Below are 15,279 nucleotides of genomic sequence, written 5' to 3' on the forward strand. Positions count from 1 at the left end.
TTCAGTTGAAGAAAAACCCTGACCGGATTAGTGGTTAGGGTTTTTCGCTTGTTATCCATCACCTATTAAAGTGCTGTGTCGCTTCCAAAGAAGTTTTTAAATGCTTGGATATTGGTCGCGCGGTTCATTGCTGCGATAGAAGTTGTCAGAGGAATTCCTTTTGGACAAACTTGTACACAGTTTTGAGAATTTCCGCAGCCGTCAATTCCGCCGTCTTCCATTAAACCGTTTAAACGGTCACTGGCATTCATTTCACCAGTTGGATGCGCGTTAAATAAACGTGCTTGGGAAATAGCAGCAGGACCAATGAAATTGGAACTGTCATTTACGTTCGGACAAGCTTCCAGACAAACACCGCATGTCATACATTTAGACAGCTCATATGCCCATTGGCGTTTATTCTCCGGCATGCGCGGTCCAGGACCTAAATCATGCGTACCGTCGATTGGAATCCATGCTTTTACTTGTTTTAAAGCTTCAAACATGCGATCACGGTCGACGATAAGGTCACGGACAACATCGAATGTGGCCATCGGCTCTAAACGGATAGGCTGCTCCAGCTGATCAACCAATGCCGCACAGGACTGCCTTGCTGTTCCATTAATAACCATTGAACAAGCGCCGCAAACCTCCTCTAAGCAGTTCATGTCCCACATGACTGGTGTGGTTTGCTCTCCTTTGCTGTTTACAGGATTTTTTCGGATTTCCATTAAAGCAGAAATAACATTCATATTCTGTCTATAAGGTATCTCAAACGTTTCCTCATAAGGAGCAGCGTCCGGACCGTCTTGTCTAGTTATAATAAAGGTAACTTTACTTTGTTCAGCCATTTCGTTTACTCCTTTCTAATGTTTTGTTGTATAATCTCGTTTCCGAGGGGGAATCAAGGAAATATCTACATCTTCATAACTAAATACAGGCTCATTCTTTTCCGCATTGTATTCAGCAACAGTTGTTTTTAACCATTCCTCATCATTTCTTTCCGGAAACTCCGGTTTATAATGTGCTCCGCGGCTTTCGTTCCGGTTATATGCACCAATGGTAATCACTCGTGCTAATTGAAGCATATGCTTTAATTGACGGGTGAACATAACTCCTTGGTTGCTCCAGCGGGTCGTATCATTAATATTGATATTTTCCCAGCGCTCCATCAATTCGACGATTTTCTCATCCGTTTTTAACAGCTTTTCATTTTCACGTACCACTGTTACGTTATCTGTCATCCAGTCTCCAAGCTCTTTATGGATTTGATATGCATTTTCTGTTCCCTGCATATTCATCAGCTTTTCAAAATCGCTTTGTTCTGCTTCTTCACGAGATTGATAGAGTTCATCCGGAAGCTCTTCCACATGCTCCTCCAGCCCATCAATATATTCAATAGCATTTGGACCTGCCACCATACCGCCATAGATTGCGGATAACAGGGAATTCGCACCCAGGCGATTTCCGCCATGCTGTGAATAATCACATTCACCAGCAGCAAAAATTCCAGGAATGCTTGTCATTTGCTTCTCATCAACCCATAATCCACCCATGGAATAGTGAACTGCAGGGAAGATTTTCATCGGCACTTTACGAGGATCTTCACCGACAAATTTCTCATAAATCTCAATAATTCCGCCGAGTTTTACATCAAGCTCTTTTGGATCTTTATGCGATAAATCAAGGTAAACCATGTTTTCCCCATTGATACCAAGTTTTTGGTTTACGCAAACATCAAAAATTTCACGTGTTGCGATATCACGAGGAACAAGGTTACCATATGCCGGATATTTTTCTTCAAGGAAGTACCAAGGTTCTCCATCTTTATACGTCCAAACTCGTCCGCCTTCCCCACGAGCTGATTCACTCATTAATCTTAGTTTATCATCTCCCGGAATAGCAGTCGGATGGATTTGGATAAATTCTCCATTTGCATATTTTGCACCTTGCAAATAAAGCTTACTTGCTGCAGAGCCTGTATTGATCATGGAATTTGTTGATTTCCCGAAAATGATACCAGGTCCTCCAGTTGCAAAGATGGTTGCATCTGAACGAAATGCTCTAATTTCATGTGTTTTCACATCTTGAGCCACAATTCCTTTTCCTACACCGTTTTCATCAATAACCGCTTCAAGGAATTCCCAGCCTTCAAATTTAGTGACCAGTCCTTCCACCTCATAACGGCGAACCTGCTCATCTAATGCATATAATAATTGTTGTCCTGTCGTTGCCCCTGCATATGCTGTACGGTGCATCTGCGTACCGCCAAAACGTCGGAAATCTAATAGCCCTTCCGGCGTACGGTTAAACATGACTCCCATACGGTCAAACATATGTATAATACCTGGTGCAGCATCACACATTGCTTTTACCTGCGGCTGATTGGCGAGAAAGTCTCCGCCGTAAACTGTATCATCAAAATGCAAATCTGGAGAATCCCCTTCTCCCTTTGTATTAACAGCTCCATTGATACCGCCCTGTGCACATACAGAGTGAGAACGTTTTACAGGTACGATAGAAAATAAATCTACATTTACTCCTGCTTCAGCGGCTTTGATCGTAGCCATCAAACCGGCCAGACCGCCGCCGACTACAGCAACTTTTTTACTCATTCGTTAGCTCACTCCTTCTTTCATTCCATTACTATTTATACACCATATGCGAATGCAAGTAATGATCTTATACCTAGATAGCCGACTGCTAAAAATACAATCAGACACACATACGTAGAAATGCGCTGTGATTTCGGTGTTTGTGTAATACCCCATGTTACCATGAAGCTCCACAATCCATTTGCGAAGTGGAATACAGCCGAAAGAACCCCTACCACATAGAACCAAAACATCGGCGTGCTGGAAAGGATGCCTTCCATCAAGCTATAGTTGATATCCACATTTCCTAAAGCAAGCTGAACGCGTGTTTCAAATACGTGCCATGCAATGAAGATAACAAGGATAATTCCAGTAACCCGCTGTAGTGCGAACATCCAGTTACGGAAGAATCCATAACGTCGTGTACTGTATCTAGATGTAAAAACAATATAAACACCCAGAATCGCATGGAACAAAATTGGTAGATAGATTACTAATGTCTCCAGCAGCAATACAAATGGTAATTCGTGCATAATACCAGCTGCTGTATTAAATACTTCTTCTCCATACACAGCAAGATGATTGATAAATAAATGTTGTACTAGGAAAATACCAATCGGCACAACTCCCAGCAGCGAATGTAGTCTTCTAAAGAAGAACTCACGTTGTTCTGCCATGTTTACCCCCCTTTTGAAACGTAATCCCTATAATATGTATACTATAAAAATAAAGCGCTTTACAAAATTGTAAATATTTATTTTTATAGTACAGCCAATAACATCTATTATTGTACTTCTTACATTGTAAAGCGTCAAGAATTCCCGACCGGCTTCTTTAAGAAAATGAAAAGTATTTATTAAAATCTCTATTACTCAACTTTCGCACCTTAAAAAGAAACTTCATTTCCATAGAAACAGGAGTTGGCCGTTCCTTCGAAAACACCCTTGACAAAGAATAGAAGGTGGAGTGTAAAATACCGCTGCGGCGGACTGTTTTGTTTTCCATGGGGACGGAGCGGAGCTATGCACTATCATTAGTTCAAAAAAGCAGATTTAACTAAAAAGCAAGCACAATAAAGAAGAACTTGATAATCCTGAAACAACAAGATATATATGCTTATTCTTAGGTGCTATAGTTGAGTCTATTACATGAGAAATTGAATTATATTATTGCATCATTCTATAAGATAATCGCCGTTTTTACATCAAAATGAAACAAAACCATACGAAAACCAAGAAAAAGATTTAGAAAAGTCGCAGAGAATGTTATTATAATAGAGATATTTAACTTCGTTTGCGGTTCCAGATGATGTTAATCTCTTGGATAATCTATTAATTTAATGGCAGTGTTCAAAAATCTCGAAATATAGCTGACAGGAAAAATAACCGAATGACCGGACGACAGGCGGTGAAGGAGTCCCCTTTTCCTGCTCAGGCTGAGACCTGTATGAACACGCAAGTAAAGTTAAATTATCTAGTTCCTATACTTGCTAATCAACAGACAACAATACATAATAACCATAGACATGTAACACGAGCGAGACGTGAAGGAAAGGATGAAAATAGTGTCAAAGTATGGCAGCAATCAAAAATTAGATGTAACTGAGTTAGAGCAATTATATAGTGACGGCGCGGGATATGATATTTTACGCTATATTGGTCTGCCGGAGCTTTTTGGGGAAGAAAAAGATACACTTCTTTATTTTTTAGGCAGAAATCTGGCACGGAAATTTGAGTTCAGCAGTCTGGAAGATTTAAGTTTATTTTTTGAAAAAATGGGTTTAGGGACCCTGGATTTAGTAAAAGATAAAAAGAACGTAAAAACCTTTTACCTTCTATCCGATACAATTGTTGCGAAATTAAAATCAAATATGGAGACCGATTTCCGTTTAGAAGCCGGAATAATAGCAGAGGCGCTGCAGCAGCTGGAAGACGTAGATTGTGAATGCCTTGAATCTGTTCACCGTCGCCTGAAACAAGTTGAATTTACGGTTTATATACAGGATTAATAATCTTTAAAACTGAACAAAACGATCGCGAAACTTATTCGATTTCACGATCGTTTTGTTCTGCTTCCTGCTTCTTTAAATGTCCGATAACCTCTGTAGCTATATTTTTGGGTATGCCAATTTTACGCATATCTTCTAAAGAGGCATTTTTAATTTCTTCTACTGATTTAAAATGCGTCAATAAAAGCTTGCGCCGCTTCTCTCCAACCCCCGGGATACGGTCAAGCTCGGATTGAAACAATCCTTTTCCTCTTAATTGCCTGTGGAAGGTAATGGCAAAGCGGTGCACCTCATCCTGTATCCGCTGCACTAAATAAAAGGCCTGCGATTGGCGTTTTAACGGAATGACCTCTGGAGGTTCCCCATATAATAATTCGCTGGTTTTATGCCGGTCATCCTTAGCAAGTCCAGCAAGCGGAATACTTAAACCAAGTTCATTTTCCAGCACATCTGATGCTGATGTCATCTGGCCTTTTCCCCCGTCAACAATAATTAAATCAGGTAAAGGAAGCTCCTCGCGAAGTACTCTTGTATAACGTCTGCGTATTACTTCCCGCATGGTTTCATAATCATCTGGTCCCTTGACATCTTTGATTTTATATTTGCGATATTCTTTTTTATTCGGTTTTCCATCCTCAAAAACAATCATTGCCGATACAGGATCTGTTCCTTGAATATTCGAATTATCAAACGCTTCAATCCGGCGAGGTGTCTCTATATTTAAGTAATCTCCTAAATCCTCCATTGCTTGGTAGGTTCTTTCCTCATCCTGCTCAATTAATTGAAATTTCTCGTTCAAAGCGATTTTTGCATTTTTTTCAGCTAATTCTACCATTTCTTTTTTTCTGCCACGAAGCGGTGTATGGACATTGACTTCAAGTAATTTTTCCAATATCTCATCATCAATGCCTATCGGAACTAATACCTGCTTTGGCTTCAGATGGTTTTCCTGCAAATAAAATCGTGCAATAAAACTGACGATTGCTTCTTCCGCATTATCATAAAATGGGAATATACTGACATCGCGTTCTATCAGCTTTCCTTGCCGGATAAAGAAAACCTGTACACACATCCAGCCTTTATCATAGCTGTAACCAAAAACATCCCTGTTCACTAAATCATTAGCAGCCATTTTTTGCTGTTCCATCGTTGCATCGATGTATTGGATAGTGTCTCGAAGTTCTTTTGCTCTTTCAAAATTCAGCACTTCACTTGCTTCTGTCATTTCTCTTGTCAAACGGTTGCGAATATCCTTAAACCCACCATGTAAAAAGGAGGTTATCTCTTGAACAATTTGCTGATACGTTTCTTTAGAAGGCGGATTTTTACCACAGGCTAAGCATTGCCCCATATGATAATAAAGACACGGTCTGCCGGGAGGATTATTACATTTCCTGAGCGGATAGATTCGGTCTAAAAGCTTTTTGGTTTCCCTTGCCGCAATCACGTTAGGATAAGGACCAAAATATTTTCCTTTATCTTTTTTTAACTGTCTTGTGACAATTAACCTCGGGTGCCGCTCAGATGTAATCTTCAAATAAGGATACGATTTATCATCCTTCAGCATTACATTATATTTAGGATCATATTTTTTTATTAAATTCATTTCTAAAATAAGTGCTTCAATCTCTGATGACGTAACCATATATTCAAAATCTGCAATATCCTGGACTAAACGCTGCGTTTTCCTGTCATTCGCCCCGCGAAAATAAGAACGAACGCGATTTCTTAACTTTTTAGATTTTCCTACATAAATAATTGTCCCATGCTTATCCTTCATTAAATAACAGCCAGGCTGCATTGGAAGAATAGCCAACTTTTTTTCAATTGCTTCTTTCATCTATAACCAGCCCTTTATACATCAGAAAATCCCTTTTCATCTGCTTGATGACAAAGGGATTCTCTTTTTTCTAATAGAAATCAAAGAATCCGTTCTGTGATAAGGTATCACCACAGAACGAAAACGTGACTTTATCAGGCATGTTTATTAATTAAATCTGTTAATGCCTCTTTAGGTTGGAAACCAATAACCTGGTCTACCACTTCTCCATCTTTGAATAAAAGAAGTGTCGGTATACTCATTACACCAAATTTCCCAGCTGTTTCCTGGTTTTCATCCACATCTAATTTGACGATCTGTACTTTTTCTTCCATTTCTCCATCAATTTCTTCTAAAACAGGAGCAATCATTTTACAAGGTCCACACCATGGAGCCCAAAAGTCTGCAAGTACAAGACCTTTTGATGTCTCGTCTGTAAAGTTTTGATCCGTTACATGTTTAATTGCCATTATTTTTACCTCCTTAAAACATCATGCAGCTTATCATAAGCTTAGTATGAGTATATCATCGTATAAGTATACTTCCTAATAGTTTGCTTGAATTGATTAAAATTACTTTCAAAAGGCCTGTGTCTCAGCATTTCTCACAGACCTTTTATTTCCTTTATGCCTTTACTTTTTTAATTTCTTCAATAAGCAGCGGGATGACTTCAAATAAATCACCAACAATTCCATAGTCAGCAATATTAAAGATATTTGATTCAGCATCTTTATTTATAGCAACAATTACTTTGGAATTAGACATTCCGGCTAAATGCTGAATTGCACCGGAAATACCTACCGCAATATATAAATCAGGAGTTACCACTTTTCCGGTCTGCCCAATTTGCAGCGCATAATCACAATAGTCAGCATCACAGGCACCTCTGGATGCACCTACAGCACCTCCCAGTACATCTGCAAGCTCGTAAAGCGGTTTAAATCCCTCTGCACTTTTCACTCCTCTTCCGCCTGCTACAATAACATTTGCTTCTGAGAGGTCAACCCCCTCCGAGGTTTTTCGGACAACATCCTTCACAATGGTACGTAAATCTTTAATATCTATATCCTTGGTATTTACTTCGCCAGATCTTGAAGCATCTTTTTCAAGAGCAGCTATATTATTCGGGCGAATCGTTACAAATATAAAATCATCTGCAAATGTCTTCTTTTCAAATGCTTTTCCAGAATAGATAGGACGAATAAATACATTGTCATCGCCATTTTTTTCAATGTCTACTACGTCAGAGATAAGTCCTGCTGACAGCCTGCTTGCAACCTTTGGTGTCAGGTCTTTTCCAATAGAGGTATGCCCCATGACAATTCCTTTTGGAGATAATTCATCGATAATTTCTAAAACCGCCTGTCCATACCCTTCTGATGTATACGTTTTCAAATTGTCGTGCGTGACTGTAACAACACTATCCGCCCCATAAGCAATTAGTTCTTCACCTGCACTGGTTAAATCACTATCACTGAATAAAACACCCACAATTTCAGCATCCGCATCAATTTGCTTCGCCGCTGCAATTGCCTCAAAGGAAACATTTCTTATATCATTATCTCTTACTTCACCAATCACTAGTAATTTATCGCTCATTATTATTATCCCCTTTCACTATCAGCTGCATTATCATACAAACTTTCTCTTAAAGTACCTTTTTGTCATTTTTCAATAAAGATACCAATTCCTTCACCTGATCCGCTACCTCTCCCTCTAACACTTTACCTGCTTCTTTTTCAGGCGGAAGATAAATATCGATTGTTTTCGTTTTTGCTTCTACGTCATCCTCATCTAGGTCCAGATCATCGATTTCTAATTCTTCAAGCGGTTTTTTCTTCGCTTTCATAATTCCCGGCAGTGAAGGGTAACGCGGGTCATTTAAGCCTTGTTGACAAGTAACTAGTACAGGAAGGCTGGTTTCGATGATTTCAACATCTCCTTCAACGTCTTTTTCTATCGAAGCAGTATCCCCATCGATAGACAGGCTCGTTATCGTTGTAACGCAGGATATTCCCAAAAGCTCGGCAAGTCTCGGACCGACCTGACCGCTTGCTTCATCAATAGCAACATTCCCTGCCAAAATCAAATCAGCTTCCTTGTCTTCAAAAAATGCTTCTAAAATTTTGGCAGTTGTAAACTGGTCTCCTTCTTCCAAATCTTCTTCTGTATTAATTAGAACTGCTTTGTCCGCTCCCATAGCAAGAGCTGTCCGAAGCTGCTTCTCAGAGTCTTCGTCACCAATGGTAACCACTGTGACCTCTCCGCCATGCTTATCTCTTTGTACAATCGCTTCCTCTACTGCATATTCATCATAAGGATTAATGATGAATTCTGCACCATCATCTTCAATTTTCCCATTTTGAACAGCAATTTTTTCCTCTGTATCAAACGTTTTTTTCAATAATACATAAATATTCATATTCTTTTTCCTCCTTGTCACAAACTAGAATGTATGTTTAAAAAGCAGTCAATAATACTTCATCCTCTTATCATTCGAGTAATTTGGGAACCGCCAGAAAATCTATTTATCCTGAAAGTTTGCTGCTCTTTTTTCTTTAAAAGCGCTTACACCTTCTTTCGCATCATATGACCCGAAAATTTCACCAAACAAGCCCGCTTCCCTGTCAGCTCCTTCTGCAAATTGGCTTGTATTTGCATAAGGAATCAATTGCATAATCCGATTGATTCCAGGCTTGCTTTTAGCAGCAATTTTTCCGGCTAATTGACGAACTTCATTTTCCAGCTCATCTTCTTCCACAATCCGGTTAACAAGCCCCCATTCTTCCGCCTGCCTTCCGGAAATCGGTTCTCCGGTTAAAATCATCTCATATGCTCTGGCATTACCTATATATCGCGGCAAACGCTGTGTACCGGCAAAACCAGGAATAATGCCTAAATTCATCTCTGGAAGCCCTATTCTGGCATCAGCCGTTGCATACCTTATATGACAAGCCATTGCGAGCTCTAATCCTCCGCCTAATGCAGCGCCATGTATGGATGCAATAACAGGAAGCGGAAAATGCTCTATCCTGTTAAAAATGTTCTGGCCGTTCTTAGCTAAAGTTTCATACTCTGATGCCTCTTGAAGAGCGGTAAATTCTTTAATATCTGCCCCAGCTGAGAAAAACTTGCCTTCTCCCTGCAGGACAACCACTTTGGCTTCCCCTTCTTGTTCAATCTGTGTTAACAGTTCATCTAATTTTGCGATCAGCTTAGAAGATAATGCATTAGCAGGAGGGCTTTTGATTGTTAAATAAGCAACCTTCTCCTCTACTTTTAATTCCAAAACGGACAAATCAATCACCTCTTTTTTATATTTCATTATCTGTTTATTTTGAAGTTAAAGCACTGACGAGCATTCTATGAATCTCAGGCGCCATGTCAACAAGATGATATTTCTGTTCCTTCATCACCCAATTCGTAACAATCTCATCAAGTGTACCGAAAATCATTTGCCTGACCAGAGGAATATTCAAATCCTCTCTAAAATGCTGCTGCTCCATTCCTTTTTGAATAATACCGTCAATCACGGTTAAGTAAGGCTTCAAAACTTGATTAATCTGCAGTCTTAAAGAAATATTTGATTGTCTTAACTCCAGTTGGGTCACAATAGCTAAATAATAATCTGAAGACAGCTGCGTGAAATGCATTTTTATTAAGGTATACAGCTGATTAGAAGCAGAATCATTTTCTTCGATTGCTTTTGCTATTTGATTGATAAATTCTCCCATTTTCACTTCGAATAAAGAAACAAGAATATGTTCTTTGTTCTTAAAGTATAAATAAATGGTACCGTCAGCAACATTCGCTTCCTTTGCTATTTTGGAAACCTGTGACCCATGGTATCCATTTTCGGCAATCACTTTTACAGCAGCTTCAATAATTTGATGATATTTTGGTTTTTGATTATTCATGATTTACTCCTTGATTACATAATTAAAAATGAGTGAATGGTCATTCATATTTTTAATATACAATTCTTGAAGTTTAATGTCAATGAAAAGCTGTTTTATTTAAAACGTTTTCAATATAAATACATTCCGATTCTCTGCTTAATTAAATTACCTGTCAAGCTGCTTTGGAAAAGAAAAAAAGAGCACGAGGCTCAAACAGATGCTGCTTCTTGTTTCTGTTTCTCTTCGTCAATCAGTTTTCTTCTTAAGATTTTCCCGACTGCTGTTTTTGGCAATTCATCACGGAATTCATAAATTCTCGGGACTTTGTAGCTTGCGAGATGTTTTCTTGCATATTCATTTAACTCTTCTTCCGTAAGAGCCGCTCCCTCTTTCAACACAATATAAGCCTTTACTGTCTCTCCTCTGTATGGATCCGGTATACCTGCTGCTACCGCTTCCTGGATAGCTTCATGCTCATACAAAACCTCTTCGATTTCTCTTGGATAAATGTTAAAACCGCCTGCAATAATCATATCCTTCTTTCTGTCCACGACATAGAAAAACCCGGATTCATCAACATATCCTAAATCGCCGGTCAAAAGCCAGCCATCTTTCAGGGTACTCGCCGTCTCTTCTTCATTATTCCAATACCCTTTCATTACTTGCGGTCCTTTTACAGCGATTTCGCCGATTTCTCCAACCGGAACTTCTTCTAATCCCGCTTCACCCATTTGAACAATTTTAGCATCTGTATCCGGCCAAGGGACGCCGATACTGCCGTTAATACGTTCAGCATATACAAAATTTGCATGTGTTACAGGGGAAGTTTCTGTTAATCCATATCCTTCAACCAGCTTTCCACCGGTAATTCTTTCAAAGCGCTCCTGAATCTCAACTGGCAATGGGGCTGACCCGCTAATACACGCATCTATAGAGGATAAATCATATTTCTCTAATTCCGGGTGGTTTAACAGACCGATATAAATCGTTGGGGCGCCTGGAAAAAGATTAGGTTTCTGTTTATCTATTACTTTTAATAAGTCACCCGCATCAAATTTTGGTATCAGAATAATCTTGGAGGCTTTTTTTATCGCAAAGTTCATCACAGCTGTCATCCCGTATACATGGAAGAATGGAAGAATACCTAGAACTACATCCTGACCTTTTTGTTCTTCGCTGCGCGAAAGCCATGTTTCGCACATTTGCACATTGGCACTTAAATTATAATGCGTCAGCATTACTCCTTTAGGACTGCCTGTTGTCCCGCCGGTATATTGTAAAAGTGCAAGGTCTTCTTCCGGATTAATAGGGGATTCTAAATAATCAGCAACCGAGTGCTCCATCATCTTTTTCCATACATGGGTATCATTGCTGGGCTCTACCTTCACCACCAAATTGTATTCTCGCTTCTGTATAAATGGATAAATCATATTTTTAGGGAAAGGAAGATAATCCTTGATGCCGGTTACAATAACATGCTCTAATGTCGTATGTGAACGGGCGCTGTTTACACGCGGAAGTAAAATATCTAAACAAATAATTGCTCTAGCCTGCGCATCATTCATTTGAAAAATCAATTCTCTTTCCGTATAAAGCGGATTTGTTGGAACAGCTATTGCTCCTGCCATCAGGATACCATAGTAGCTAATGACCGATTGAGGAGTATTTGGCAAAAAAATAGCAACCCTGTCTCCTTTTCTGATTCCGATAGATTGCAAATAATTCGCTGTTTTTTTCGCCTCTTTATACAGCTCTTTATAAGTCATCTCCTTACCCATGAAATAAAGCGCTTTCTTTTCTCCGTGATGCTTCGCCGCATCAATTAAATATTGATACAGAGCGCACTTATCATATTCCAGTGTTTTAGGTAAATCCTCAGGGTAGCGATCATGCCAAGCCCTTTTTTCCAACATAAATCATTCCTCCTTCAATTTAGTCTATACCTATTATAACGGTTAATTGCTAACTTTGAAAATATTATCTAATATTTAGAGAAATAAATAAACCAATCCTACGATGAAAAAAATAATTCCAACTGCCATTAATATTTTTGCTAAACGTTCAAATATCACTCATTGCCCTCCTAACCAACGATGCTTGCTCCGATAACATAGGCTAACCCGACAGAGATGACCATCGAGATAAAGCCGACAGCCTTATTGCCGTTGCCGATTTCTTCATCCACTTTCATAAATGGAGTTAAAAATTCAAAAAATAAATATCCTGCTATTAATAATACAAAACCAAAAATCCCCCAGCCCATCGATACCATTAAACTATCGTTATGCTCAATGGAGAATCTGAAAATCATGGCTATGCCGAATAGCTTTCCTCCGGTAGCCATCGCAACGGCCAGATTCCCTTTTTTTATTTCCTCCCAGTTTTTATAGGAGGTTACCAGTTCAGCAATTGCTAAAAAGAGCAGAGTGGATAAAATAAATACACTATACCTCGCTGCAGTGATTACTAAAATATTTTCCCAAAAGCCTTCCATTTTTCTCGCTCCTTCATTTGGAAAAAGGGATTTGTTACCAATATTAAATCCATCCCTTTTTCCGATCTTACAAAACATTTAATTCGATTACTTATTCAAAGCGAATAACTGTAACGCCGCTTCCGCCTTCTCCTGCTTCGCCTGACCTTGAGCCTTTAATATGCGGATGCCGCTTCACAAATTCCTGAACACCCTTTCGCAAGGCGCCAGTCCCTTTCCCATGAATAATAGATGCTTGAGCGTAACCGGATAGCAATACATCATCCACATACTTCTCCAGCTTGTGCATCGCGTCCTCATAACGTTCGCCGCGTAAATCCAATTCTGTTTTCACATGCTGATTATTGCCTCTAACCGTGGCCACTGGCTCAGCCTGCTTCTTTTTCTTCTTCTTGACAAGCTCTAAATCAGACCGTTTTACTTTTACTTTCATAATGCCGACCTGCACCATATATTCCCTGTCATTTACCTTTTCAACAACCTCGCCGAGCTGATTTACGGTGAGCAGCTTAATCTCGTCTCCCGGCTTCAGCTCGCTCTGCTCTTGTTTCTTCTCAGGCTGGACAGCTGATTTATCCCTGCTTAGATTCGGCATTGCCTCGTCAAGCATCTTTCTGGCTTCAATCCACTCATGTTCCTTCATGCCAGACTGGTCTTTCATATTGCGCATCATCTGCACAATTTCTTCTGCTTCCTGACGCGCTTTCAGCAACGCTTTTTCAGCCTTCTCTTCCGTTTTTTCATAAATCTTTTGCTTCTTATCTTCCCATCGGTTCATTGCTTTTGTTAATTCTTGATGCAGTTTTTCACTCTCTTCCAGTACCTGATGCGCTTTTTCATAGTCTCGCTCTGCCTCTGTATGGGATTGTTCTAAGGAAGCAATCATATTTTCTACTTGATGAGAATCCACACCAATCAGCTGCTTCGCTTGATTAATGATATTTCCGTCAAGCCCTAGCCGCTTCGAAATGTCAAATGCATTGCTTCGTCCTGGAACGCCAATTAGTAACCGGTAGGTCGGCCGCAATGTTTCTACATTAAATTCTACAGAAGCATTGACCACCTGCGTCCGGTTATATCCATAAGCTTTTAATTCCGGATAATGGGTCGTCGCAATAACACTTGCATTTTTAGAAAGCACCTCATCCAGGATCGACATTGCTAAAGCAGCTCCTTCTTGCGGATCTGTACCAGAGCCTAATTCATCAAATAAAACCAGCGACTGATCCGTGACATGCTTCATAATTTCCACAATGTTTGTCATATGAGAGGAAAAGGTACTCAGGTTTTGTTCAATCGACTGTTCATCACCTATATCAGCGAAAACCTCATCAAATATCGGCATTTCACAGCCATCGAGTGCGGGTACCTGTAAACCCGATTGAGCCATCAATGTACAAAGCCCAACCATTTTCAAAGTAACCGTCTTTCCGCCTGTATTTGGTCCTGTAATAACAATTGCCTGATAGTCCTGGCCCATTTCCACATCATTTGGAACAACTTGATCATCTGGAATATATGGGTGTCTTGCCTGCTGCATCTTTATATAACCATGTATATTCATTTTAGGTCTTACCGCATGCATTTTTTGAGCAAGTTTTCCCCGGGCGCTGATAAAATCAATTTCCGAAAGCCAATAGACATTATTTAAAAGCTCTTGTTCATAGGAAGCGATGTGCCCGCTGAGTTCCTTTAAAATCCGTTCTATTTCTTGTTTTTCTTTAGAAAATAAATCCTGTAATTTATTATTCATATCCACTACCGCTTTTGGCTCCATAAATAATGTCTGACCGGATGATGACTGATCATGGACAATTCCGCCAATGGCAGCACGGTATTCCTGTCTTACCGGCAAAACATAACGATCATTCCGAATCGTGATAATCGAATCGGAAAGCATTTTACTGTTAGAGCGTGTATAGCTTTCTAACTTGCTGCGGACACTGCTTTCATATGTCCGTATAGAGCTGCGGATAGAACGTAAAGCTGATGAAGCACCATCCATTATCTGGCCATGATCATCGATGCAGCTGTTAATATGCTGTTCTAAATCCCGGATTGCGATAATATTTGCTGCGGCAGATTGAAGAATTGGTATTTCTACATCCTCGACCTGTTCTAAAAAACTTTTGGCCTGTCTGCCTCCATATAACGTATCCCCAATGCGTAAAACCTCATCCGCCGAAAGAATGCTCCCTATTGCACTGCGTTTCACACTCGGTCGTATATCAGATATACCACCTAAAGGAATCACTTTATTCAGCCGGAAAATTTGAACGGCTTCGTCTGTCTGCGCTTGGAGTTCCTCCACTTCATCAAGCGTCGACTTGGGTTGTATCTTAGATGCTAAATCCTTTCCTATAGAGGTTTCTGCTTGATCACGAACCTTTTCAACAAGGCGGTGAAATTCAAGCGTTTTTAATACACGTTCGTTCATTTTAACCCCTCTTTTATTAAAAATTAAAATCTATGCTTTGAGCCAGTTT

13 protein-coding genes are annotated in these 15,279 nt (G+C 39.7%); 1 reads left to right on the plus strand and 12 read right to left on the minus strand.

From position 1 onward, the window contains the following. Positions 1 to 65 precede the first annotated feature (65 nt). From sdhB to MKY45_RS13330, 3 genes are read right to left on the minus strand one after another with little or no spacing between them, the layout of a single operon-like run. Entirely contained in the window at positions 66 to 830 is a 765-nt protein-coding gene (sdhB, locus tag MKY45_RS13320) for a succinate dehydrogenase iron-sulfur subunit (protein ID WP_042534429.1), read from the minus strand. Positions 831 to 845: 15 nt separating this feature from the next. After that, a complete protein-coding gene (gene sdhA, locus MKY45_RS13325; RefSeq protein WP_042534430.1) occupies positions 846 to 2,594 on the minus strand; it encodes a succinate dehydrogenase flavoprotein subunit in 1,749 nt (582 codons plus the stop codon). 35 nt (positions 2,595 to 2,629) lie between these two features. Next, the gene (locus tag MKY45_RS13330; protein WP_042534431.1) at positions 2,630 to 3,250 is read right to left on the minus strand and encodes a succinate dehydrogenase cytochrome b558 subunit; all 621 of its coding nucleotides are present in this window, start codon (positions 3,248 to 3,250) and stop codon (positions 2,630 to 2,632) included. Between the two features lie 887 nt (positions 3,251 to 4,137). On the opposite strand from MKY45_RS13330, the gene MKY45_RS13335 reads away from it, so the two are divergent. Beyond that, positions 4,138 to 4,581, plus strand: coding sequence for a DUF2507 domain-containing protein (locus MKY45_RS13335; protein ID WP_244882405.1), 444 nt, complete (start codon positions 4,138 to 4,140; stop codon positions 4,579 to 4,581). Between the two features lie 34 nt (positions 4,582 to 4,615). Here the strand turns inward: MKY45_RS13335 and uvrC are convergent, their stop codons facing one another. From uvrC to MKY45_RS13380, 9 genes are all read right to left on the minus strand, one after another. Beyond that, a complete protein-coding gene (uvrC, locus tag MKY45_RS13340; protein ID WP_193062343.1) occupies positions 4,616 to 6,421 on the minus strand; it encodes an excinuclease ABC subunit UvrC in 1,806 nt (601 codons plus the stop codon). A gap of 134 nt (positions 6,422 to 6,555) precedes the next feature. Next, entirely contained in the window at positions 6,556 to 6,870 is a 315-nt protein-coding gene (gene trxA / locus MKY45_RS13345) for a thioredoxin (RefSeq protein ID WP_042534434.1), read from the minus strand. A gap of 154 nt (positions 6,871 to 7,024) precedes the next feature. After that, a complete protein-coding gene (locus MKY45_RS13350; RefSeq protein WP_042534436.1) occupies positions 7,025 to 7,999 on the minus strand; it encodes an electron transfer flavoprotein subunit alpha/FixB family protein in 975 nt (324 codons plus the stop codon). Between the two features lie 49 nt (positions 8,000 to 8,048). After that, a complete protein-coding gene (locus MKY45_RS13355; protein ID WP_042534438.1) occupies positions 8,049 to 8,822 on the minus strand; it encodes an electron transfer flavoprotein subunit beta/FixA family protein in 774 nt (257 codons plus the stop codon). Between the two features lie 102 nt (positions 8,823 to 8,924). Further along, positions 8,925 to 9,698, minus strand: coding sequence for an enoyl-CoA hydratase (locus tag MKY45_RS13360; protein ID WP_193062347.1), 774 nt, complete (start codon positions 9,696 to 9,698; stop codon positions 8,925 to 8,927). Positions 9,699 to 9,732: 34 nt separating this feature from the next. Next, positions 9,733 to 10,317, minus strand: a complete 585-nt coding sequence (locus MKY45_RS13365; RefSeq protein ID WP_341173009.1) for a TetR/AcrR family transcriptional regulator — start codon at positions 10,315 to 10,317, stop codon at positions 9,733 to 9,735. 191 nt (positions 10,318 to 10,508) lie between these two features. Further along, the gene (locus MKY45_RS13370) at positions 10,509 to 12,212 is read right to left on the minus strand and encodes a long-chain-fatty-acid--CoA ligase (protein WP_193062349.1); all 1,704 of its coding nucleotides are present in this window, start codon (positions 12,210 to 12,212) and stop codon (positions 10,509 to 10,511) included. Positions 12,213 to 12,382: 170 nt separating this feature from the next. Then, a complete protein-coding gene (locus MKY45_RS13375; RefSeq protein WP_042534446.1) occupies positions 12,383 to 12,793 on the minus strand; it encodes a DUF350 domain-containing protein in 411 nt (136 codons plus the stop codon). A 91-nt stretch (positions 12,794 to 12,884) separates the two neighbouring features. Next, positions 12,885 to 15,230: an endonuclease MutS2 gene (locus MKY45_RS13380; RefSeq protein ID WP_341173010.1), complete on the minus strand. Its 2,346-nt coding sequence runs from the start codon at positions 15,228 to 15,230 to the stop codon at positions 12,885 to 12,887. Positions 15,231 to 15,279: the final 49 nt, after the last annotated feature.

It is taken from the genome of Oceanobacillus sp. FSL K6-0251 (assembly GCF_038004725.1).
Classification (GTDB): domain Bacteria; phylum Bacillota; class Bacilli; order Bacillales; family Amphibacillaceae; genus Oceanobacillus; species Oceanobacillus oncorhynchi.